Genomic DNA, 17,498 nt, shown 5'->3' with positions numbered 1-17,498 from the left:
CGTGCCTTCACGGGTCATTTTTGCTTTTCACCATAAAGAAACAATAAATAGTTAATTTATTATTGATTCCAGAGTTGTCAACTTTCTAACAAACTGGCTATTAAAGTTGACAACTCTTATCGACATTGTTCCTGTCATCACGAACCATTTTTGTTTTTCACCACCAAGAAACAAAGACACAATAAATAGTTAATTTATCATTGATTCAAGAGTTGTCAACTTTCTAGCAAACTGCTTATTTAAAGTTGACAACTCTATACGATTTTTTGGAAAGCAATACCAGTAGTTCTTCGGTTTGGTTCAGCTCCGCTGTTCCTCCTGCCGATAGCTATTAATAAAAGAGTAATGATAGGCTATCGGCATCCGTGCCATCGGGTTTAGGTAGCCAGGACAAATGTATAATTGACGTTTTTTTAACTGCTGTGGGTTTTGCATGAGGGATAGAAGTGGAAATCCTTTTTTGATTTTTCTTCAAAAAAGATTGCAACGGATAGCCCGACCCTTGCGCAGCTTGGGGCATGCCCTAATTATTGCAATAACGTGGTTATCAGTAATTAAAAGATGAATTCCAGAGTTGTCAACTTTCTAGTAAAAGGCTATTAAAGTTGACAACTCTTTTAGTAACTAAACAGCCTTGGTGGTTTGTTCATTAATATCCTGCAAACTCAGCCTAGTTAACGACTTCGTTTTTAACCAGGTAATAAATGCGATTCCTATCGTCATACTTCCACCAAAAACGACTGCAGGAACAGTTCGCATTAATTTAGCGGTCAAACCAGATTCAAAGGCACCAATTTCATTTGAAGACCCTATAAACATGCTATTTACAGCTGATACTCTTCCACGCATCTCATCAGGCGTAAGCAATTGCATGATGGTTTGTCGAATGATTACACTCACGCTGTCGAATGATCCTTCCAGAAACAAGAAAAACAGCGTTAAATAGAAACTCTTAGATAGCCCGTAGCAAATAATACTTAAACCAAATCCGGTAACAGCAATAAGCAGGTTTCTCCAGGGCTTTCCCATTGGCGAAAAACGGGTCATTGCCAACATAGTAATCACAGAGCCCGTTGAGGCCGCAGCACGCATAAAGCCTAACCCCTCGGCTCCCACTTTTAAAATATCATTAGCGAAAACAGGCAGAAGAGCTACAGCACCCCCGAAAAACACCGAAAACAGATCCAGGCTCATCGCCCAAACCATCATCTTGGTTTTAAACACAAATTGTATCCCTTCTGTTAAGCTTTGCCCAATACTCATTTTAGGAAGAAATTTAGGCGGATGCACTTTTAGAAAAAAGATACAGATTAATGAAATGAATATAAATGAAATAATCACAACATAGGTTACTGTAATCCCCAAAAAACCATAGATTAAACCTCCTGCTGCAGGACCTAATATTGACGCCAATTGCCAGCTGGAACTACTCCAGGTACTTGCATTTGGATATATCTCTTTGGGAACAATAGAAGCCTGCAAAGAGAAATTTGCGGGACCGAAAAAACCTCTTGCTAGACCAATACAAAAAACCATACCATATAGAATTTTTACAATCCAATCGTTAGATAGGTAAGGCTTCATGTAAATGCTCGTTACGATCAGCATAGTTACCGAACATAAAAATACAGTCGAGAATATTTTAAGCAATAGGGCTCTTTTTTCACTTTTATCTGCAATATATCCACCATAGAGCGCAATTGCTATCGCTGGAATGGCTTCGCAAAGTCCAATTAATCCTAATGCAAGAGGATCCTTAGTTAAATGATAAATGTAGATACCAAGTACAATGGCTTGCATTTGATAAGCAAAAGTAAAAAAGAATCTCAGCCCGATGTAAGAACGGAATTCTTTGTACCGCAAGGCAGCGAATGGATCTTGTTTAACAATTACGGAACTGGAATTTGAATCTGACACGGAAAAAAGTTTATCTGCAAAATTAAGCTTTGAAAATGAATAATAGTAATAGATAGACGCTTAAGATGAATTATTTAGGCCTATAGTTGATAAAGTAAAGAGTTCGTTATTCGGTGAGTATATATAAACTAAACTTCTACCCATTTCCTATTGATAAATCATTATCTCAGCATCTTACTGAAATAAAAAACCCGATGAATAGCCTTACGCTATCCATCGGGTTGAATTTTAAATGATACGTTTAGTATCCCGGGTTTTGTTCGAGTGCGTTATTTTTATTTACTTCATCGCGGCTAAATGGCCTGAAATAAAGTTTATCGTTCCAACTCCTATTTTCCTGTGCATTTTCTACAACTGGAGTATAGGTATAATCGTAAACGGTATTATCGTAATGGTAAGGGGCCGACATAGTTTTGCCAGATTTAAATTTACCGGTAACCTTAATATAAGTGGTTTTCCTGCCCAATGTTTCACCTGCAATTAACCACCTCCGGGTATCATGATAACGTTGTTCTTCGTAAGCCATTTCGATACGGCGTTCGTGACGGTAAACCTCTCTAAGTCCAGCCTGATCTGTAGCGGTTACAGCTGGCATACCTGCCCTGAAACGGATTTTGTTTAGCCACTCTGTCGCTTTACTTAATTCACCAAGCTCAATACTGGCCTCAATGAAATTAAACACTGCTTCAGTATACCTGAAGAAAGGCCACGGTACATTCTGCGACATAGAAGCATCAACAATAGTTGGATCCGGATCGATAAATTTATGATAATAATATCCTGTCCAGCTACCATTCCAGTTTTCGATTGAGCTTGCACGCGTATCTAAACCTTTAAAGTCGATTCGAGAACCATTATCCATTAAGTCGTATACTCCAGTTTGGATTTGGCTAGCCGGATCAACATTACCCGAAGCTTTATCGCGTGGTTTCCAACCTGCACCATCGTATAAAACGGTAGCATAAAAACGAGGGTCTCTATCCTGATAAGGATTAGCTTTTTGTGTGGTATTTGTCCAGCTAAATTTACTGCCATCTTTCATCTCATAATCATCAACCAGCAAGCCGATAGGTGTATTTCCCGCCCAATTATGGTAACCATTCGGGCCATTCTGCTGTGCATGTTTAATATTGTTCTGGATGATAAAATAACGGGCAAAAATGAGTTCTGATGCCGCAGTAGCATCTATACCCGGTGCCTTACTTGCTCCGCCCATGGCAATGCTTTTATAATTTAATTGGCCATCTGTTACCGAAGCGGGCGCAGAAAGATTTAATTTATAACCTGTACCTAAATCCATAACTGCTTTAGCAGCAGTTTGCGCCAAACGATAACGGTCTGGCTGGCTGCCACTGGCATAACTTAAAAAATCTAATTTCTTAACATCGATATTTTTAATCTTGTCAGTAAGTATAGCCCTATCGTGCAAATCGCTTGCAGCGTATATCAACACTCTTGATTTTAAGGCCAATGCAGCAATTGCAGTAGTACGCCCTTTATCTAACGTTTTACCTGTTAACAACCTGCTGGCTTCATCGCAGTCTTTAACAATAAAATTTACACATTCTTCGTACGTATTCCTTTTTACGCTATAGTTGTCATCTAACACATAAACTTTTGTAATAAGGGGTACAGCGCCATAGAAACGCAATAACTGCTGATAGAAATAAGCCCTTAAAAAATACGCTTCGCCCAATAACTGATCTTTTAACGATTGGCTGCTCAAACCATTATCGCCACTGGTTATTTTTTCGATGGTAATATTACAGGCCCTGATGCGATTGTACATTTGTTTATATGCCCAGGTATCGTCTACCCAACCTAATGTAGAAGGGTTAATGGTAGCATTATTAACCAGATCTATACCGCGGGTTGGGTGTGTAAACAGGGCTTCATCTGAAACAGAAGCTAACATTTGTTCTGAGAAACCTCCAATACCCAATCCGTTATAGATATCATTAACGAAGGCCTGGGCAGTTGCCGGATCTTTCCATACTGATTCTGCAGGCACTTGGCCAGGCGATTCTACATCTAAAAAATCTTTTTTACAGGATGCCGCAAAAATGGTGGTGAAAATTAATATATAGAGCTTTATATTTTTATTTATTGCTTTCATATTCTTGATTGTAACGGTTAAACTTGATTACACTTTAAAAAGCGGCTTTAATACCAAAATTAATTACCCTGGCCTGCGGATAATATTGGCCACTCGAATTGGTTGATTCCGGATCCCATATCTTGATTTTATCCAATGTAGCCAGGTTTAATCCGTTCGCATAAACCCTTACACTATTTAGTCCTACTTTTTCTACCAGGGTATTTGGCAAGGTATAGCCTAACTCTACGTTTTTAAGCCTGATGTAATTATTGCTCCGCAACCAATAAGTATTGTTTAATGCATTATTGCTATCAGTATAATAGGTAGCTCCACGATTTGATAAACGTGGATTTACAGAACTTGGATTATCAATGCTCCAACGGTTTAAGTACGACCACTCTAGAAAATTACCAATATCGCCAGATTCGGTTATACCCACAATCTGCATCCCGCCGGTTGCCCCCTGCACAAGTACTGACAAATCGAACCCTTTATATTGCAGGTTTAAATTAAAACCTCCGGTAAAGGTTGGAGTGCCGTTTTTATCCAGGCGAATTTTATCATCGGCGTTGATTTTTCCATCACCGCTAATATCCTTAAACTTCATATCACCAGGGCGTAAGGTGCTGGTTAATGCGTCATAATTTAATGTCCTGGCATTAATTTCCGCTTGGTCTTTAAAAACGCCATCATATTCGTATACCAACCAAGAATTGGTTATGCGGCCAGTTGAGTACTGCCACTCAGGAGCACCAGGGGTTTCATCCCAAAAAATGATTTTATTTTTCGCATAGCCTCCGTTTACACTCACTCCAAAGTTTAAATCACCAACCTGGTCATTGTAGCTTAATTTAAATTCAAAACCTTTGTTGTTTACTTTTCCCAGATTTACAGGTGGTAAACGATCGGTAATACCCGAGCTTTCAGGCACTGAACTACCTCTGCTAATTAGAATGTTTGTACGTTTATTATAGAAATAATCTAATTCGAGTGATAATTTGTTATTTAGAAAGGATGCATCCAAACCTACGTTGGTATTATTGGCGACTTCCCATCCAAAGTTGAAATTGGGTACTTTGCCTTCTGTTAACGTTTTAGTAACAAGATCATTAAAGGTATAGGTGCCAAAATTCATTAAACTGAGGTATTGATATTCTTGCAGCACATCTCCAAAATAGGCTTCAGCACCCATCTGACCATACGACGCCCTCAGTTTTAAATTATTTATGAACTTAACATTTTCTTTGAAAAAAGACTCTTCAGATAAACGCCAGCCTACTGATACACCTGGGAAAAAACCAAAACGTCTGTTGGTTGGAAAAATGTACGATCCATCTACACGCCACAGAAATTCAGCAAGGTATTTTTCTTTATAGTTATATCCAGCCCTCCCGAAATAACTTAACCGTGCTCTATTGAAAAGACGATTGGGATCAGTAGAACCATCTAAATTACCTAATGATTGTTCGCGTTCATCACCAGCCAATAATTCCTGAACAGATTGGGAAATAAAATACCTTCTGAAAGCAGTAAAACCATCATTATCAACTTTTTCCCGGGTTACCCCAGCCATCAAACCAATATTATGATCACCAATTTTTTTATCATAATTAATCATTCCAGTCAGGTTGATCGCCAATTGCCCACCGGCAGTTTCCCTTAACCTGGGATCGGTATATTGCGACCTTACGGTACCCGTCAATACTGGCGTTACACCATCGGCCTGAAAGGTTTTTTTATCCCAATCGTAAAGTGTCCAGGGTAATTGCCAGTTTTTCTGCCTGCCAGAATATTTATCTATCGCGGCAGTTCCCGTTACCTTTAATCCTTCCACGCCAGGAATTTTAATTTCTACCTTACCGGTAGTTTGAAAGTAATCTCTAACATCTTTATTAGTTCCCGTTAAATCTGTAGTAGATACTACCGGGTTATAACCATATTCAATATCTTTTCCTGGCTTGCCATCTGGCCATATTGCAATTTCATTTGGACGTCCCCTCATTAAAAACCTGAAGATATCACCGGCTCCAACCGTTGGAAAATTACGGTCTTCCTCTCTGGCCGATACCCCTAACGTTGTGGTAATATATTTACTCAACTTTGCTTCGAGATTAAACCGCATATCGTACTGTTTGTAACCTGTGGCAGAATTTTTATAATATCCATCCTGATCTAGATAGCCTAAGGAAACCAGGTACTTTACATTTTCACTGCCACCATTAATCTGAACATTATGCCTTTGCTGAGGCGACCAGTTCTGAAAAGTCGTTTTAAACCAATCGGTATTAGGATATCTTAGCGGATCTGAACCATCACCAAACTTCCTGATTTCATCAGCTTTATAAGCGGCATTAATTGTTTTTCCGGTTGTAGAAGTATAAGAACCGGTAGATTTAAAACTGTTCCATGCCGCCGACCATTCATTTGGATTAATATCGGAACCAAAGATATTCAGCTCATTCAGAATTTCGGCATATTGTACAGAGTTAGCCATTTTTGGTATACGCGTAGGTTGTTGTAAACCATAACTAAAATCGTATGAAAATTGTGGCTTTCCTGTTTTACCCAATTTGGTGGTAATTAAGATTACCCCGTTAGCCGCTTGCGAACCGTAAATAGCAGCAGATGCATCCTTTAATACCGATACACTTTCAATATCGTTTGGATTTAACCTTTCAATACCACCTGCACGGTTAGGGATACCATCAATTACAATCAGTGCATTATTGTTTCCGAGCGAGTTTGTCCCACGGATTCTGATGGTAGAGCCATCGTAGCCTGGCTCTCCACTCCCCTGTAAAGCCGTTACACCAGGCAAGCGCCCTGCTAATGAATTGGTTAAGTTTACCGATGAGGATTTAGCGAGTTCAGTACCTTTAACAGATGCAACCGCACCAGATACAACCGCCTTTTTTTGGGTTCCATACCCTACTACTACTACTTCAGATAAGTTTTGGTTATTCTCTGATAACCGTACATTAATGTTGGTTTGGTTCTTTACCTGAACCTCCTGATCTACGTAACCTACGTAGGTAAATACCAGCGTTGCATCTTCTGGCACTTTAATGCTAAAATTTCCGGAGCCGTCGGTTACCGTAGTTGCTGTGCCTCCCTTCAACTTCACGCTTACGCCTGGAATTGGGCCTTTGGCATCAGTAACCTTCCCCTTCACAATAATATCCTGGAGGGGTATTTTGTAAAAATCAAAGGGTTCCTTTTCATGCAATGATGTTTCAGCAGACATGCCGGCAAGTGGAGAAAAGACCAGACAACCACCGCAAACAAGAAACATGCTACTTCTGGCAAAAGTCCTCAATAGATTTTTTTTCATAGTTTTCAATTTATTTTGGTTAGATATTGATTGTAATACAATTTAATATTCATGAGTAATCATGAATGGTCAGTATTTGCATTATTATACCTTGATCTATTGAGTTAATTATCTACATCAATCTCTCTTTAGAAACAGTTGCCCTAATAAATGGTCAATAAATCACGGTAAACCATTATGAATCCCCTTACCTGATACATAACTAATTATGGTAAATAAAACTTCTGAATAAGTTACACTCTGACTTAGACTTGTCAACTAAACAGTTCATAATTGGTTACACGCAAGATAGGAATATTAAGAATTTAAAAAAGGGGGTAAAATAATAATTGTAATGGGCTGAATCGTAAAAAAACTATTACAAAACTACGCTAAGTAAGATAAATAATACAGTAATAAATATTATTGCAAAAAGCAGAGAAAGACTTTGAAATGGAAAGAGAAATTTAAGTGGTGTTAGATTCTTACTTTCTTTTGTAATGTAATCAGAATTTAAATCAATATGGCAGTCACTTTTCGATTCTCGTATCAAGACCTTCTCTTTAAATGTGAGGGTATAGTATAAAATATAGAATTGACATATTGGGCTGCGGAAGGATGCATTATGACTGTTAGGGCATTTCGTCGAGTAGTTATCCCAATTTTATTGGGTTGCTCAAGCTAACAAGATTTGGAAACACTAACTCCTTATAAAATCACATGGTAATTCATCACCTCACGGGATATATGAACATTATTTCAATGAATTGCGATAGAAACCGGTTTAATAAAATTTATAACATTTATTCGCATAGCTAGAATTTCTATTATTTCCGCCCCATGCATTACCACGGTTGGGCAGGTCCATTTCATAAACAAAAGCTCCTTCGGTAGTGCCTGCAGTATTAGTATAATTAATTTTAGAGGTGGTGGCATCGTGGCTTATCCCAAAGCGCATTCTGCTGTAACTATCAGGCCTTTTAAAAATATCAAAAATTATGGATAATACGAGGGCATCCTGTTGTTTCCCATCTCCGCGATACCACAACCCAAGGTTCACATTTCTATTTTTATACTGAACACCCGCACTAAAAGAATTTAATCTGGCCTGATTGTAAATCACTATAGATGGGATAAAAGCGCCGTTATCATCATGATCGTAAGGCTTGGTTTTTATCATATAACTTACATGCCCACCATACCTGATCGGTAGTTTAGATGTACTGCCCGTAAAAGATTCATCGGGTTTGTTTAAATGCTGGGCAGAAAACCCGGCCATAAAATTACCCGTTACAAAATTTAGGCCTGCTCCCGAATCGAAAAAGTATTTGTTATTGTAAATAGGATATGATGCCGAGGTTGAGCCACCAGCAATAATTCCACCACCATTAATCTGATCGGGAAAAACCAGCTGATCATAATCTATTTTTCTATTGGTGAGCCCAGCCTGTATGCCAAATGACAAGGTGTTTTCATTAAACTCTATGCTATAAGAATAAACACCGGCGAAATTTGTTTTCGAAATGTAAGCTGTTCCCTCGGTAGATTTGTTCAAAATCAGCCCGAAACCACCGCCAAAATTAGGCACCTGGTAATCAACTGCAAAAGAATAATTGCTCAACGCTCCCTGAACTTTTGTCCATTGGCTGCGATAAATGGCGCTAATGCGTAAATCGCCTTCAAACTGACCATTAAGAGCCGGATTTAAATAATTTGGCGCATTAAAAAACTGTGAGTAGATCAAATCCTGTGCAACAGCCATTTTGGAAAAGGCAAGTATCCATAGCACCAACCATGTTCTCCTTTGTTTTAACATATTATTATCTAAGCTGATCTTCATATTACCTGATTAAATGAACAACCCCTGTTTTACTCGGACTTTTGCCTTCATATTTCATCCCTTTCCAATCTGTACCATTAATAAATTTCGCATCAGCGCTCCAGTAATAAGCCCCCTGGGGAGCGGGCTGGCCATTCATTGTTCCATCCCAAAACTCAGTAGGCACACCTTCTTCATCAAGTTTACTGCTTTGCCATATCATCTGCCCCCATTTGTTAAAAACCCTGAGTGTATAGGCCGACATGCCCGTTGCAGTAATTTTAAAAACTTTTAAGTCTGGTTTAGCATTTGCCGGCTCGAAAGCATTGGGTAGATAAAAATATCCAGGAACACCGACCACGCTCACCTGATCTTCAATCACATTGGTACAACCTGATGCATTGGTTAGTGTAAGTTTAATTTTATAGGTGCCTACATCAGCATAATTATGATCTACGGAAGCCTTATCAGCAGTTTTCCCATCACCGAAATCCCATTTATAGACTGTTATGTTTTCGTCGGTTTTAACTTTAAAACTGAAACCATAATCAGGAACCTTTACCGTTCTTGACGGCGATATCACAATTTCTGCAACAGGAGGGGCAAAAACACTAATGTAGTTCAGCATTACCATTTCATCCGTACAATCAAAATCGCCGGTAGCCGTTAACTTTACTGTAAATGGCGATTTTACAAAATTGTAGGTATGTACCGGGTTTTTCTGCGTAGAAAACGATCCATCCCCAAAGTCCCATAGATACCGGCTTGCATTATTGGATATATTCTGAAAGGTGACAGTAAGCTGGTTACAGCCCGATTTTACATCTGCCAGGAAACCGGCCTTAGGTGCATCGGCAATTTTAATGGTCTGGGTAAAAACATCGGTACAGAACCCGTTAGATGCGCTTAACTTTAACTGATAAATACCTGCCTTGCCATAAACATGTTTTGGGCTATTGCCAATATATGTAGTAGATCCATCTCCGTAATCCCATGTGTAAGCTGTTGCGCCAATACTGGTGTTGGTTATTTCTACATCTAAAATGCCATTACAGCTTACATCCTGTTTAATAGTGAATGATGCTTTCGGGCTGGGGTAGGTAATGGCCTGTTTGGTAACGTTACTACTGCCACACCCATATTGGTTATCGGCAACCAATTTAATATTGTAGGTTTTATCCGGCTCATTAAAAATAATATTGGACGGAATTTTATCTGTCGAGACTAGCACCCCGTCAACATACCATTCAAATTTATCGGCATAAAGCGAGTTATTGGTAATCTGCGGGGTAAAAGGTACACAGGCTTTATTGATGGTTAGCGTAAAATTGGCTTGCGGGAGAGGATTAAACTGAACGGTATGCTCAACACTGTTTACACAGCCTAAAATATTTATGGCTTCCAATTTAATGCGGTAAACATAAGGCAGTAAAACAGATGCAGGGGTATTAAAAGTGTGTACAAAATCTTTATTTGATGAAGTAAATACATCATTTATATACCATTTATAGGTTACAGCATCAGTACCGCCATAAGTAGTTTCATTTTTAAACTGAATGGTCGCATTGGGTCCGCAAATTAAATTTGCCGGGAAAGTAAAGACAGGCTTTGGCGTTTCGGTAATTTTTACCGTCTGCGTGGTTACTGCGGTACATCCCTGTAAACTATAGGCTTTTGCCGTAACCAGATAGGTGCCGGGAACGGTGTAATAGTGACTTGCACTATAACCTGTCGCAATGTTATCGGCACTTGCCGGATCGCCAAAATCCCACTCTACATTTGCTGCATTTGCAGGGGTGGTAGTTACCATAAGTTTAAAAGGCGCACAGTTTAGGTTACCTGCATTGGAATTAAATGAAGAAACCGGACCCGGTGTAATATCGACCGTTTGGGTAGCGGATGTTGTACAGCTACTCCCATCGGGATATGTTTTTGTAGCAGTAAGCACTACTGTTTTTGTTCCTGCTGTGGTATAGGTATGACTTGGGTTAATATCTGTACTTGTTTTGCCATCGCCAAAATCCCAAAAAGCAGTAAATTGCTGGTCAGAGGTATTGGTAAAAACAACCGCTTCACTTAAACAATATTGTGGTTTGTTTACCTTAAAGCTGGCACTTACATTCGGATAAACGGTAACTGTTTGCTGGCTTTTTACGGTAGAACATCCATTTGTAGCAGTAAGTGTAATGGTATAATCACCGGCGCTTAGGTAAGTATGCGTTAAGGGCTCGTTTAACCTGTGTGTTTCCTGAATTGGAGATCCGTCACCAAAATCCCAGGTATAAACATTTGCCCCTGTTGACTGGTTAAGTGTTGTAAAATCAACAGCAAAGGGGGTACAGCCAAAACGTTGGTTACCTTGCAGTACCAATTTAGAAAATACACTCTGCGGTTGTACCACAATTACATATTCGATAGAAGCAACCTCGCCGCAGTCATTTTTGGTTTTAATTTTTAGCTTAAAGGTTTTGGGCTGTACGGTTTCGTTTTCATACACATGGCTGATATCGCGTTCATCGGTATAAACATCAATGGCAGAGCCATCGCCATAATCAACTGTATAGGTGTTGGCAAATGTTTTCGAATTTAAATTCTTAACATTTATAGCAAAAGGAGCGCATCCATTTTGGCTAAAAGGACCAAATAAAGCAGTTGGTGCGGGGTTCACCCTCACCATTACAGGATAATTATTGGCACTTGTACAGCCGCCTATGCTCAGTTCGTAAATATAGGTTACATCAATTGGGTTAATGGTGGTGTTAATTAATGTTTCAGAGATACTCCCTGCCTGATCGATACCATTTCCGCTGGCAGCAGGATTGCTGATCCCGGGAACTGCAGCCCTTTTCCAGCTAAACGTTACACCAACGGTAGAACTGCCCGGCACATAACTAAAGATGGTGTTGCTACAGATTGCAGCGGGATTTGATGCACCAGAAAATACTGGTTTAGGATTAACGGTAATTTCATAGTCGCTTGGCAAACCCACACAACCATTTGCCTCTGGCGTAATCGTATACTTAAGCATTTCTGCAGCGATACTACTGTTTACAATAGTTTGGACGGGTATATTTCCTGTACCCGATGTAACAAAACCGGTTAATGACGCCGAAGCTGAACTTATTGTCCATTTATAAGTTGTACCCGTAACGTTCGATGTTGGTATAAAGGCGCTCGTAATGCTACCAGAACAAACCGATTGTAATAGGGAAGCATTGGTGATTTTAGCCACCGGATTTACCGTAACCTTATATAAAAAATCGGCTCCGGCACAGGCAGTAGCATCGTTGGTACTTGCAGTTGCCGTATATACAATGGTTAATGGTGTATTGGTATTGTTTGTTAAACTTTCTGAAGGGATAATTGATGCACCGTTCAAAACCGTGGCACCGCTTATACCTACCGGAACAGTAGCGACCCATGTAATTTTGGCTCCACTGGTAGTTGACGACAATAAAACCTCTGGTGAATAAGCTCCAGAACAGATGGCAATATCAGCTCCTGAAAACTGAACTTTTGGAGAAGGGTTAACACTTACAGAAACCTGTATCGGGGCACCGTCACAACCAACATTGTTGCCTGTAAATTTTGGTGTAATGGTATAATTTACAGTTTGTAAAGTTGCTGAGGTATTGATTAAAGACTGATCAATGATATTACCTGTACCATTAGCCGAACCGCTAATATTTTGATTGTTACTTACTGTCCAGTTAAAAACGGTACCGGCCACTGCCGAAGATAAACTAATACCCGTTTTGGTTCCCGAACATATGGTTTTGCTGTTTTCGCTTGGAGTAACTGTTGTTGCCGGGTTTACTGTTATCTTATAAAGAAACGAACTGCCCGGGCATTGTGCGGCACCTGATGTTGAAGCTACCGCCTCATAAATCACTGTTAGCGGCAAATTGGTAATATTGATCAGGTTTTGTGCCGGAATTTTATCCGTACCTGATAAAATCAGGCCTGTTACCCCAGCAACAGGCTGGGCATTCCAGCTAAAACTTGTACCCGGCGTGGTACTGCTCAATGTTACCGCAACAGATGTTGCCGAACTACAAATAGTCTGATCAGGAATTGAAAAATTAATCACCGGCGCAGGATTAACCGTAATTTTATACACTGCAGCAATACCTGAACATTTTTTACCTTGGTATTCGTAAGTTGGCAGCACACTTATGCTTACCGTAATTGGTAAAGCTGTATTGTTTACCGCATTAAAGGCCGATATCTGCAGTCCGGTTCCATTTGTTAATCCAATTGTACCTCCCGTAACAGTCCAGTTATAGGTTACCGTGCTTCCCGCAAATGCGGCAGCATCACTCGATAAAACATTTACCGGAACCTGGGCGCCTGCACAAACCGTTATATCAGCAAGGCTTGCTGTAGTAATACCAGGCAGTACCGTTATCTTAAAATTTGTTGCAGCACCTGTACAAACTTTACCCCCACTGGTATAACTGGGTATTACTGTAATATTGGCTAAAAGTGGGATTTTTGAAGTATTTTGAGTGGTAAACGAGGGCAAATTCCCTGTTCCCGATGCAGTTAAACCTATGTTGACATTGTCGTTGGCCCAGGTATAACCCACGTTGACACCTGATATGTTACTCTGAAAAACTGTTGCCGGCAGAAGCGACGAATTACAGGTAATAATATCTGTAATACTTTGTATCACCGGAATAGGATTAACTGAAATGGTTACCACTGTAGAGGTTGCCGAACAGGAACCGCTACTGGTAATTCTCCTGTAATAAGTGGTTTGCGTTAATGTTTGAGGTTGATAATCAGCAGCATTTTCACCGGTAATTATCGTAAAACCCGACGACACAGAAGCTGTCGATTTTTCCCAGGTGTAGGTATAAGTTCCGCTGCCGCCCAACGGTACATCGCCGATCAGTTTATCAGGCTGCAAGCCACTACAGATGGTTTGGTTAGCCGAAACCTGAAAATTGCTTAATGTTCCCTGAACGGAAATTTTAACTGGATTTGACTGAGAACTGCAGGACAAACTCTTTACCACACGGCGGTAATAGGTATTTGTATTGAGGGCACCGGGCTGATAAGATACAGCATTTTCATTTATAATATCTGTCCAGCTATTGCCATCTGCCGATTGTTGCCACTGATAAGCAAAAGTACCACTGCCACCCGATAAAGCACTGCCAGACTGATTAAGAACTGATGGTGTGCTGCCCATACAGATATTTTGATCAGATGCGATAACATTATTTGTAATTGGAGGATTAACCTTTACTGTTATTTCCAGTGGTAAACTTTCGCAACCATTTACGGTTTGCGTAACATAATATTTAATGGTTGCCGCCAAAGTGGTGGCTGGCGTTGGTGCGGTTAAACTAAAACCAGTACTGGCTGGCGGAGTGGTATACCACTTCAAGTTGCTTCCAACTGCTGATAATGCAGCCGCCGGATCATTTAAACAATAATTTATTGTTGATATTCCTGTTGGCTTTGCAGGAGTGGGGTTAACCGTTATGGTGGTTACATCAGAATATTCCTGGCTACAGCCTCCGCTTTTTACAACAGCCCTAAATTGCGTGGTTTTGGTAATCCCGCTATAATTATAGGTAGTTGCTGTAAAATTTATTGCTGTCCAATTGGCACCATCTATTGATGATTCCCATTGGATAACACTACCTACATTTCCGGTTAAGCTGATACTGCCAGATGCAGGTCCACCACAAAAACTCTGCGCACCTGAGGTGTTACCGCCAATGGTTTTTGGCGAAACCGTTATTTTAACAATATCACTAGTTACCGGGCAGCTACCAAGTCCATTTATTGTCCATTTAAATTCATAAACATTTCCTGCTGCCAAACCACTTACCATAGTATTGTATTTCGAGGCATCGGCAAAAACAATTCCTGCAGATGGCCCTGTTACCTGTGTCCATTGCCCGGCAAATGTTGATGTAGGATCCGTTCCCGATAGTGTAGTGGTCGTTACATCGCACAAATCCTGATCGGGGCCTGCATTTGCAGTAGGTGCAGAAGGATTGACCGAAATTTTAAATTGTATAGGGGTACCATCGCAATTGCCCAGCTTCGGCGTAACGGTTATGGTTGAGAAGATTACGGCATTGATGTTATTGTTTGCGATAAATGACGGGATGGCATTAGTTGTACCATTACCTAAGCCGATGGCAGGATTACTGCTCACCCAGCTATACTTAACCGCGCTATTAATTGGATTGGTACTAAAAGTGATTGTGCCTGTTGCAGCACCTTTGCACACCGTTAAATCGGTTATGGGCACCATTACTGGGACAGCGTTAACGGTTATTTTCTGAACAGCAGATATTGTTGTGCCACATTCATTAGTTACCTCGAGCGTAACGTCATAAATACCTTCAACCGGATAGATAATATTTGTAGGATTTAATAGTGTAGAAGTTGGCGTGTTAGACCCGGGAAATTTCCAGAGATAAGTAGGTACGCTATTTGAACTACAGGTATTAACAGCAGCAACTGGAGAGATAAAACCACCTGCACAAATGGCCGATAGAATAGGTATAGATACAGTTGGCTTAGCTTTTACCTTAATTACCTGATCTACCTTACTTGAAACACAACCATTGTCAGAATTTCGAGTAATCAATGATATCGTATAAATACCCGCATTATTAAACTGAAACTTTGGATTTTGTGAAGTTAATGTGCCATTTAGAAGTGAATAACCTGATGTTCCTGCGCAACCTGCGTAATTAGCATAAGTAACTGTCCACGTGTACGTGTTTGCGCCACAGGTTGGTGTGTTAGATGTATTATTGGTTTGGATAGTAAGAGGGCCACAGCCTTCGTTTTGATCAACCGTAAATGCAGCTACAGGTAAAGGATTAATACAGATAGTCAGTTCCTTAGTTGTTGAACCACATCCATTTGTTGCAGTTAAAGTAACATTATAATTTCCTGGAGTGTTATATATATGAGTTGGATTTTCTAAAGTAGAACTATTAGACGAACTTGTAAGATCTCCAAAATCCCAGGCATATGTTGTACCTGAAGAACATGTGTTACCATAATGACCTGAAATGGACTTATTAGTAAATAAAACTGATTTCCCAATACAACTTGAAGCAGGGTTAATTAAGAAATTTGCTTCTGGTTTCGTCCAAATTACAATATTATTGGCTCTGAATTCTGTTTCTGAGCAAGCATTCGTCACAGTTAAAATAGCAGTATAGAATTTTGATGGACAAGATGATTTAGTGTAAAGATGATTATATGTAAACGGGTCACCCGTATTATTTAATGGGTGAGTAAATGTTTTAAACTCACCATCACCAAAATCCAACTTATACATGGTCCCCGGGGAATTATCTTTCCAGTTGTTAATTACGAAGGGAACCTCAACAGGGCCACACAAACCTGCTGTATTTCCATTTGTTGCCAATCCACCTGCAGGATTACTTTGATTCGCAACAACCTGATTAAAAACAACTTGACAACCTTCAATCGATATGCCTTTAACAATCAGTTGAAACGCGCCTAAAGTTGTATAAGTATGACTTATTGGAAAATTTGAATTGTTATATACTATATCACCCGTATTATCACCCCAATTAATTATATAACTAGAAAAAAATGTAGCATTTGGTGAATTATTTTTTAATGTTAATGTGTAATTTGGATTTATTAGACTTGGGGACTTATGACAATTACTAAATGGAAAATTTGAATCCACATCTACTATATCTAATCGTGGAATTTTCTTAGTCGTTATATCAAGGGTTTTTACCGATTCGCACGTTCCATTCTTTACAGTAAGTTTAACTGGAAATGTCTGGATTCCGCTTCCATTCGTACCAATAAAGATATGCTTTGGATTTACTTCATTCGATTTATTTGCAGCACCAGAATTTGGATCCCCAAAATCCCATTCATAACTGGTTATTGTACCTGTTGAACTATTGGTAAAAGAAATTTCTTCATTGCTACAGTTAGTTCCGGTTGCATTTGTGGTAAAGCCAGCTAAAGGAGATTGATCAACAGTAACTACAATAGCATTACTTTCTTCCGGAACTCCGTCTTTAATTACCCTTAAAACATAAGATCCTGTGCTTGTCGCAATATAGGATACCGCTGTTTCATTATTAATATCGACACCGTTCTTAATCCATTGATATATTGCTCCTGTCTCAGCAGTCTGCAATTTCACCGAGCCACCCTGACAAAAGTTTATTGGGCCATTTGCTGTAATTGCAGGCTTTACATATTTATAATGCTTAGCAGATACAGCAATTAAAGAAGCTGAAAAGCCTTCTTTGCTTAAAAAAAAACAGAAAAAAGCGACTAAGAGCAGACGTTTATTCATTATTCAGGAGCGAATTCCGAAA

Annotated in this window: 5 protein-coding genes; all 5 read right to left on the bottom strand. The window is 39.6% G+C overall.

Going from position 1 to position 17,498, the window contains the following annotated elements; translation table 11 throughout:
* Positions 1–624 precede the first annotated feature (624 nt).
* Positions 625–1,917, bottom strand: coding sequence for an MFS transporter (locus ACUN24_RS06190; protein WP_445561716.1), 1,293 nt, complete (start codon positions 1,915–1,917; stop codon positions 625–627).
* A gap of 241 nt (positions 1,918–2,158) precedes the next feature.
* Positions 2,159–4,033 carry a RagB/SusD family nutrient uptake outer membrane protein gene (locus ACUN24_RS06185; RefSeq protein WP_445561715.1) on the bottom strand — a complete coding sequence of 625 codons (1,875 nt, stop codon included), beginning with the start codon at positions 4,031–4,033 and terminating at the stop codon, positions 2,159–2,161.
* Positions 4,034–4,067: 34 nt separating this feature from the next.
* Positions 4,068–7,346 (bottom strand): SusC/RagA family TonB-linked outer membrane protein, encoded by a 3,279-nt coding sequence (locus tag ACUN24_RS06180; RefSeq protein ID WP_445561714.1) that lies wholly within the window; start codon positions 7,344–7,346, stop codon positions 4,068–4,070.
* A gap of 763 nt (positions 7,347–8,109) precedes the next feature.
* Positions 8,110–9,165 (bottom strand): PorP/SprF family type IX secretion system membrane protein, encoded by a 1,056-nt coding sequence (locus ACUN24_RS06175; RefSeq protein ID WP_445561713.1) that lies wholly within the window; start codon positions 9,163–9,165, stop codon positions 8,110–8,112.
* A 1-nt stretch (position 9,166) separates the two neighbouring features.
* Positions 9,167–17,476 carry a PKD domain-containing protein gene (locus ACUN24_RS06170; RefSeq protein ID WP_445561712.1) on the bottom strand — a complete coding sequence of 2,770 codons (8,310 nt, stop codon included), beginning with the start codon at positions 17,474–17,476 and terminating at the stop codon, positions 9,167–9,169.
* Positions 17,477–17,498: the final 22 nt, after the last annotated feature.

The sequence above is a fragment of the Pedobacter sp. WC2501 genome (assembly GCF_052682415.1).
Note: the sequence above shows the minus strand (reverse complement) of the source record. Positions and strands in the feature narration are given on the sequence as shown.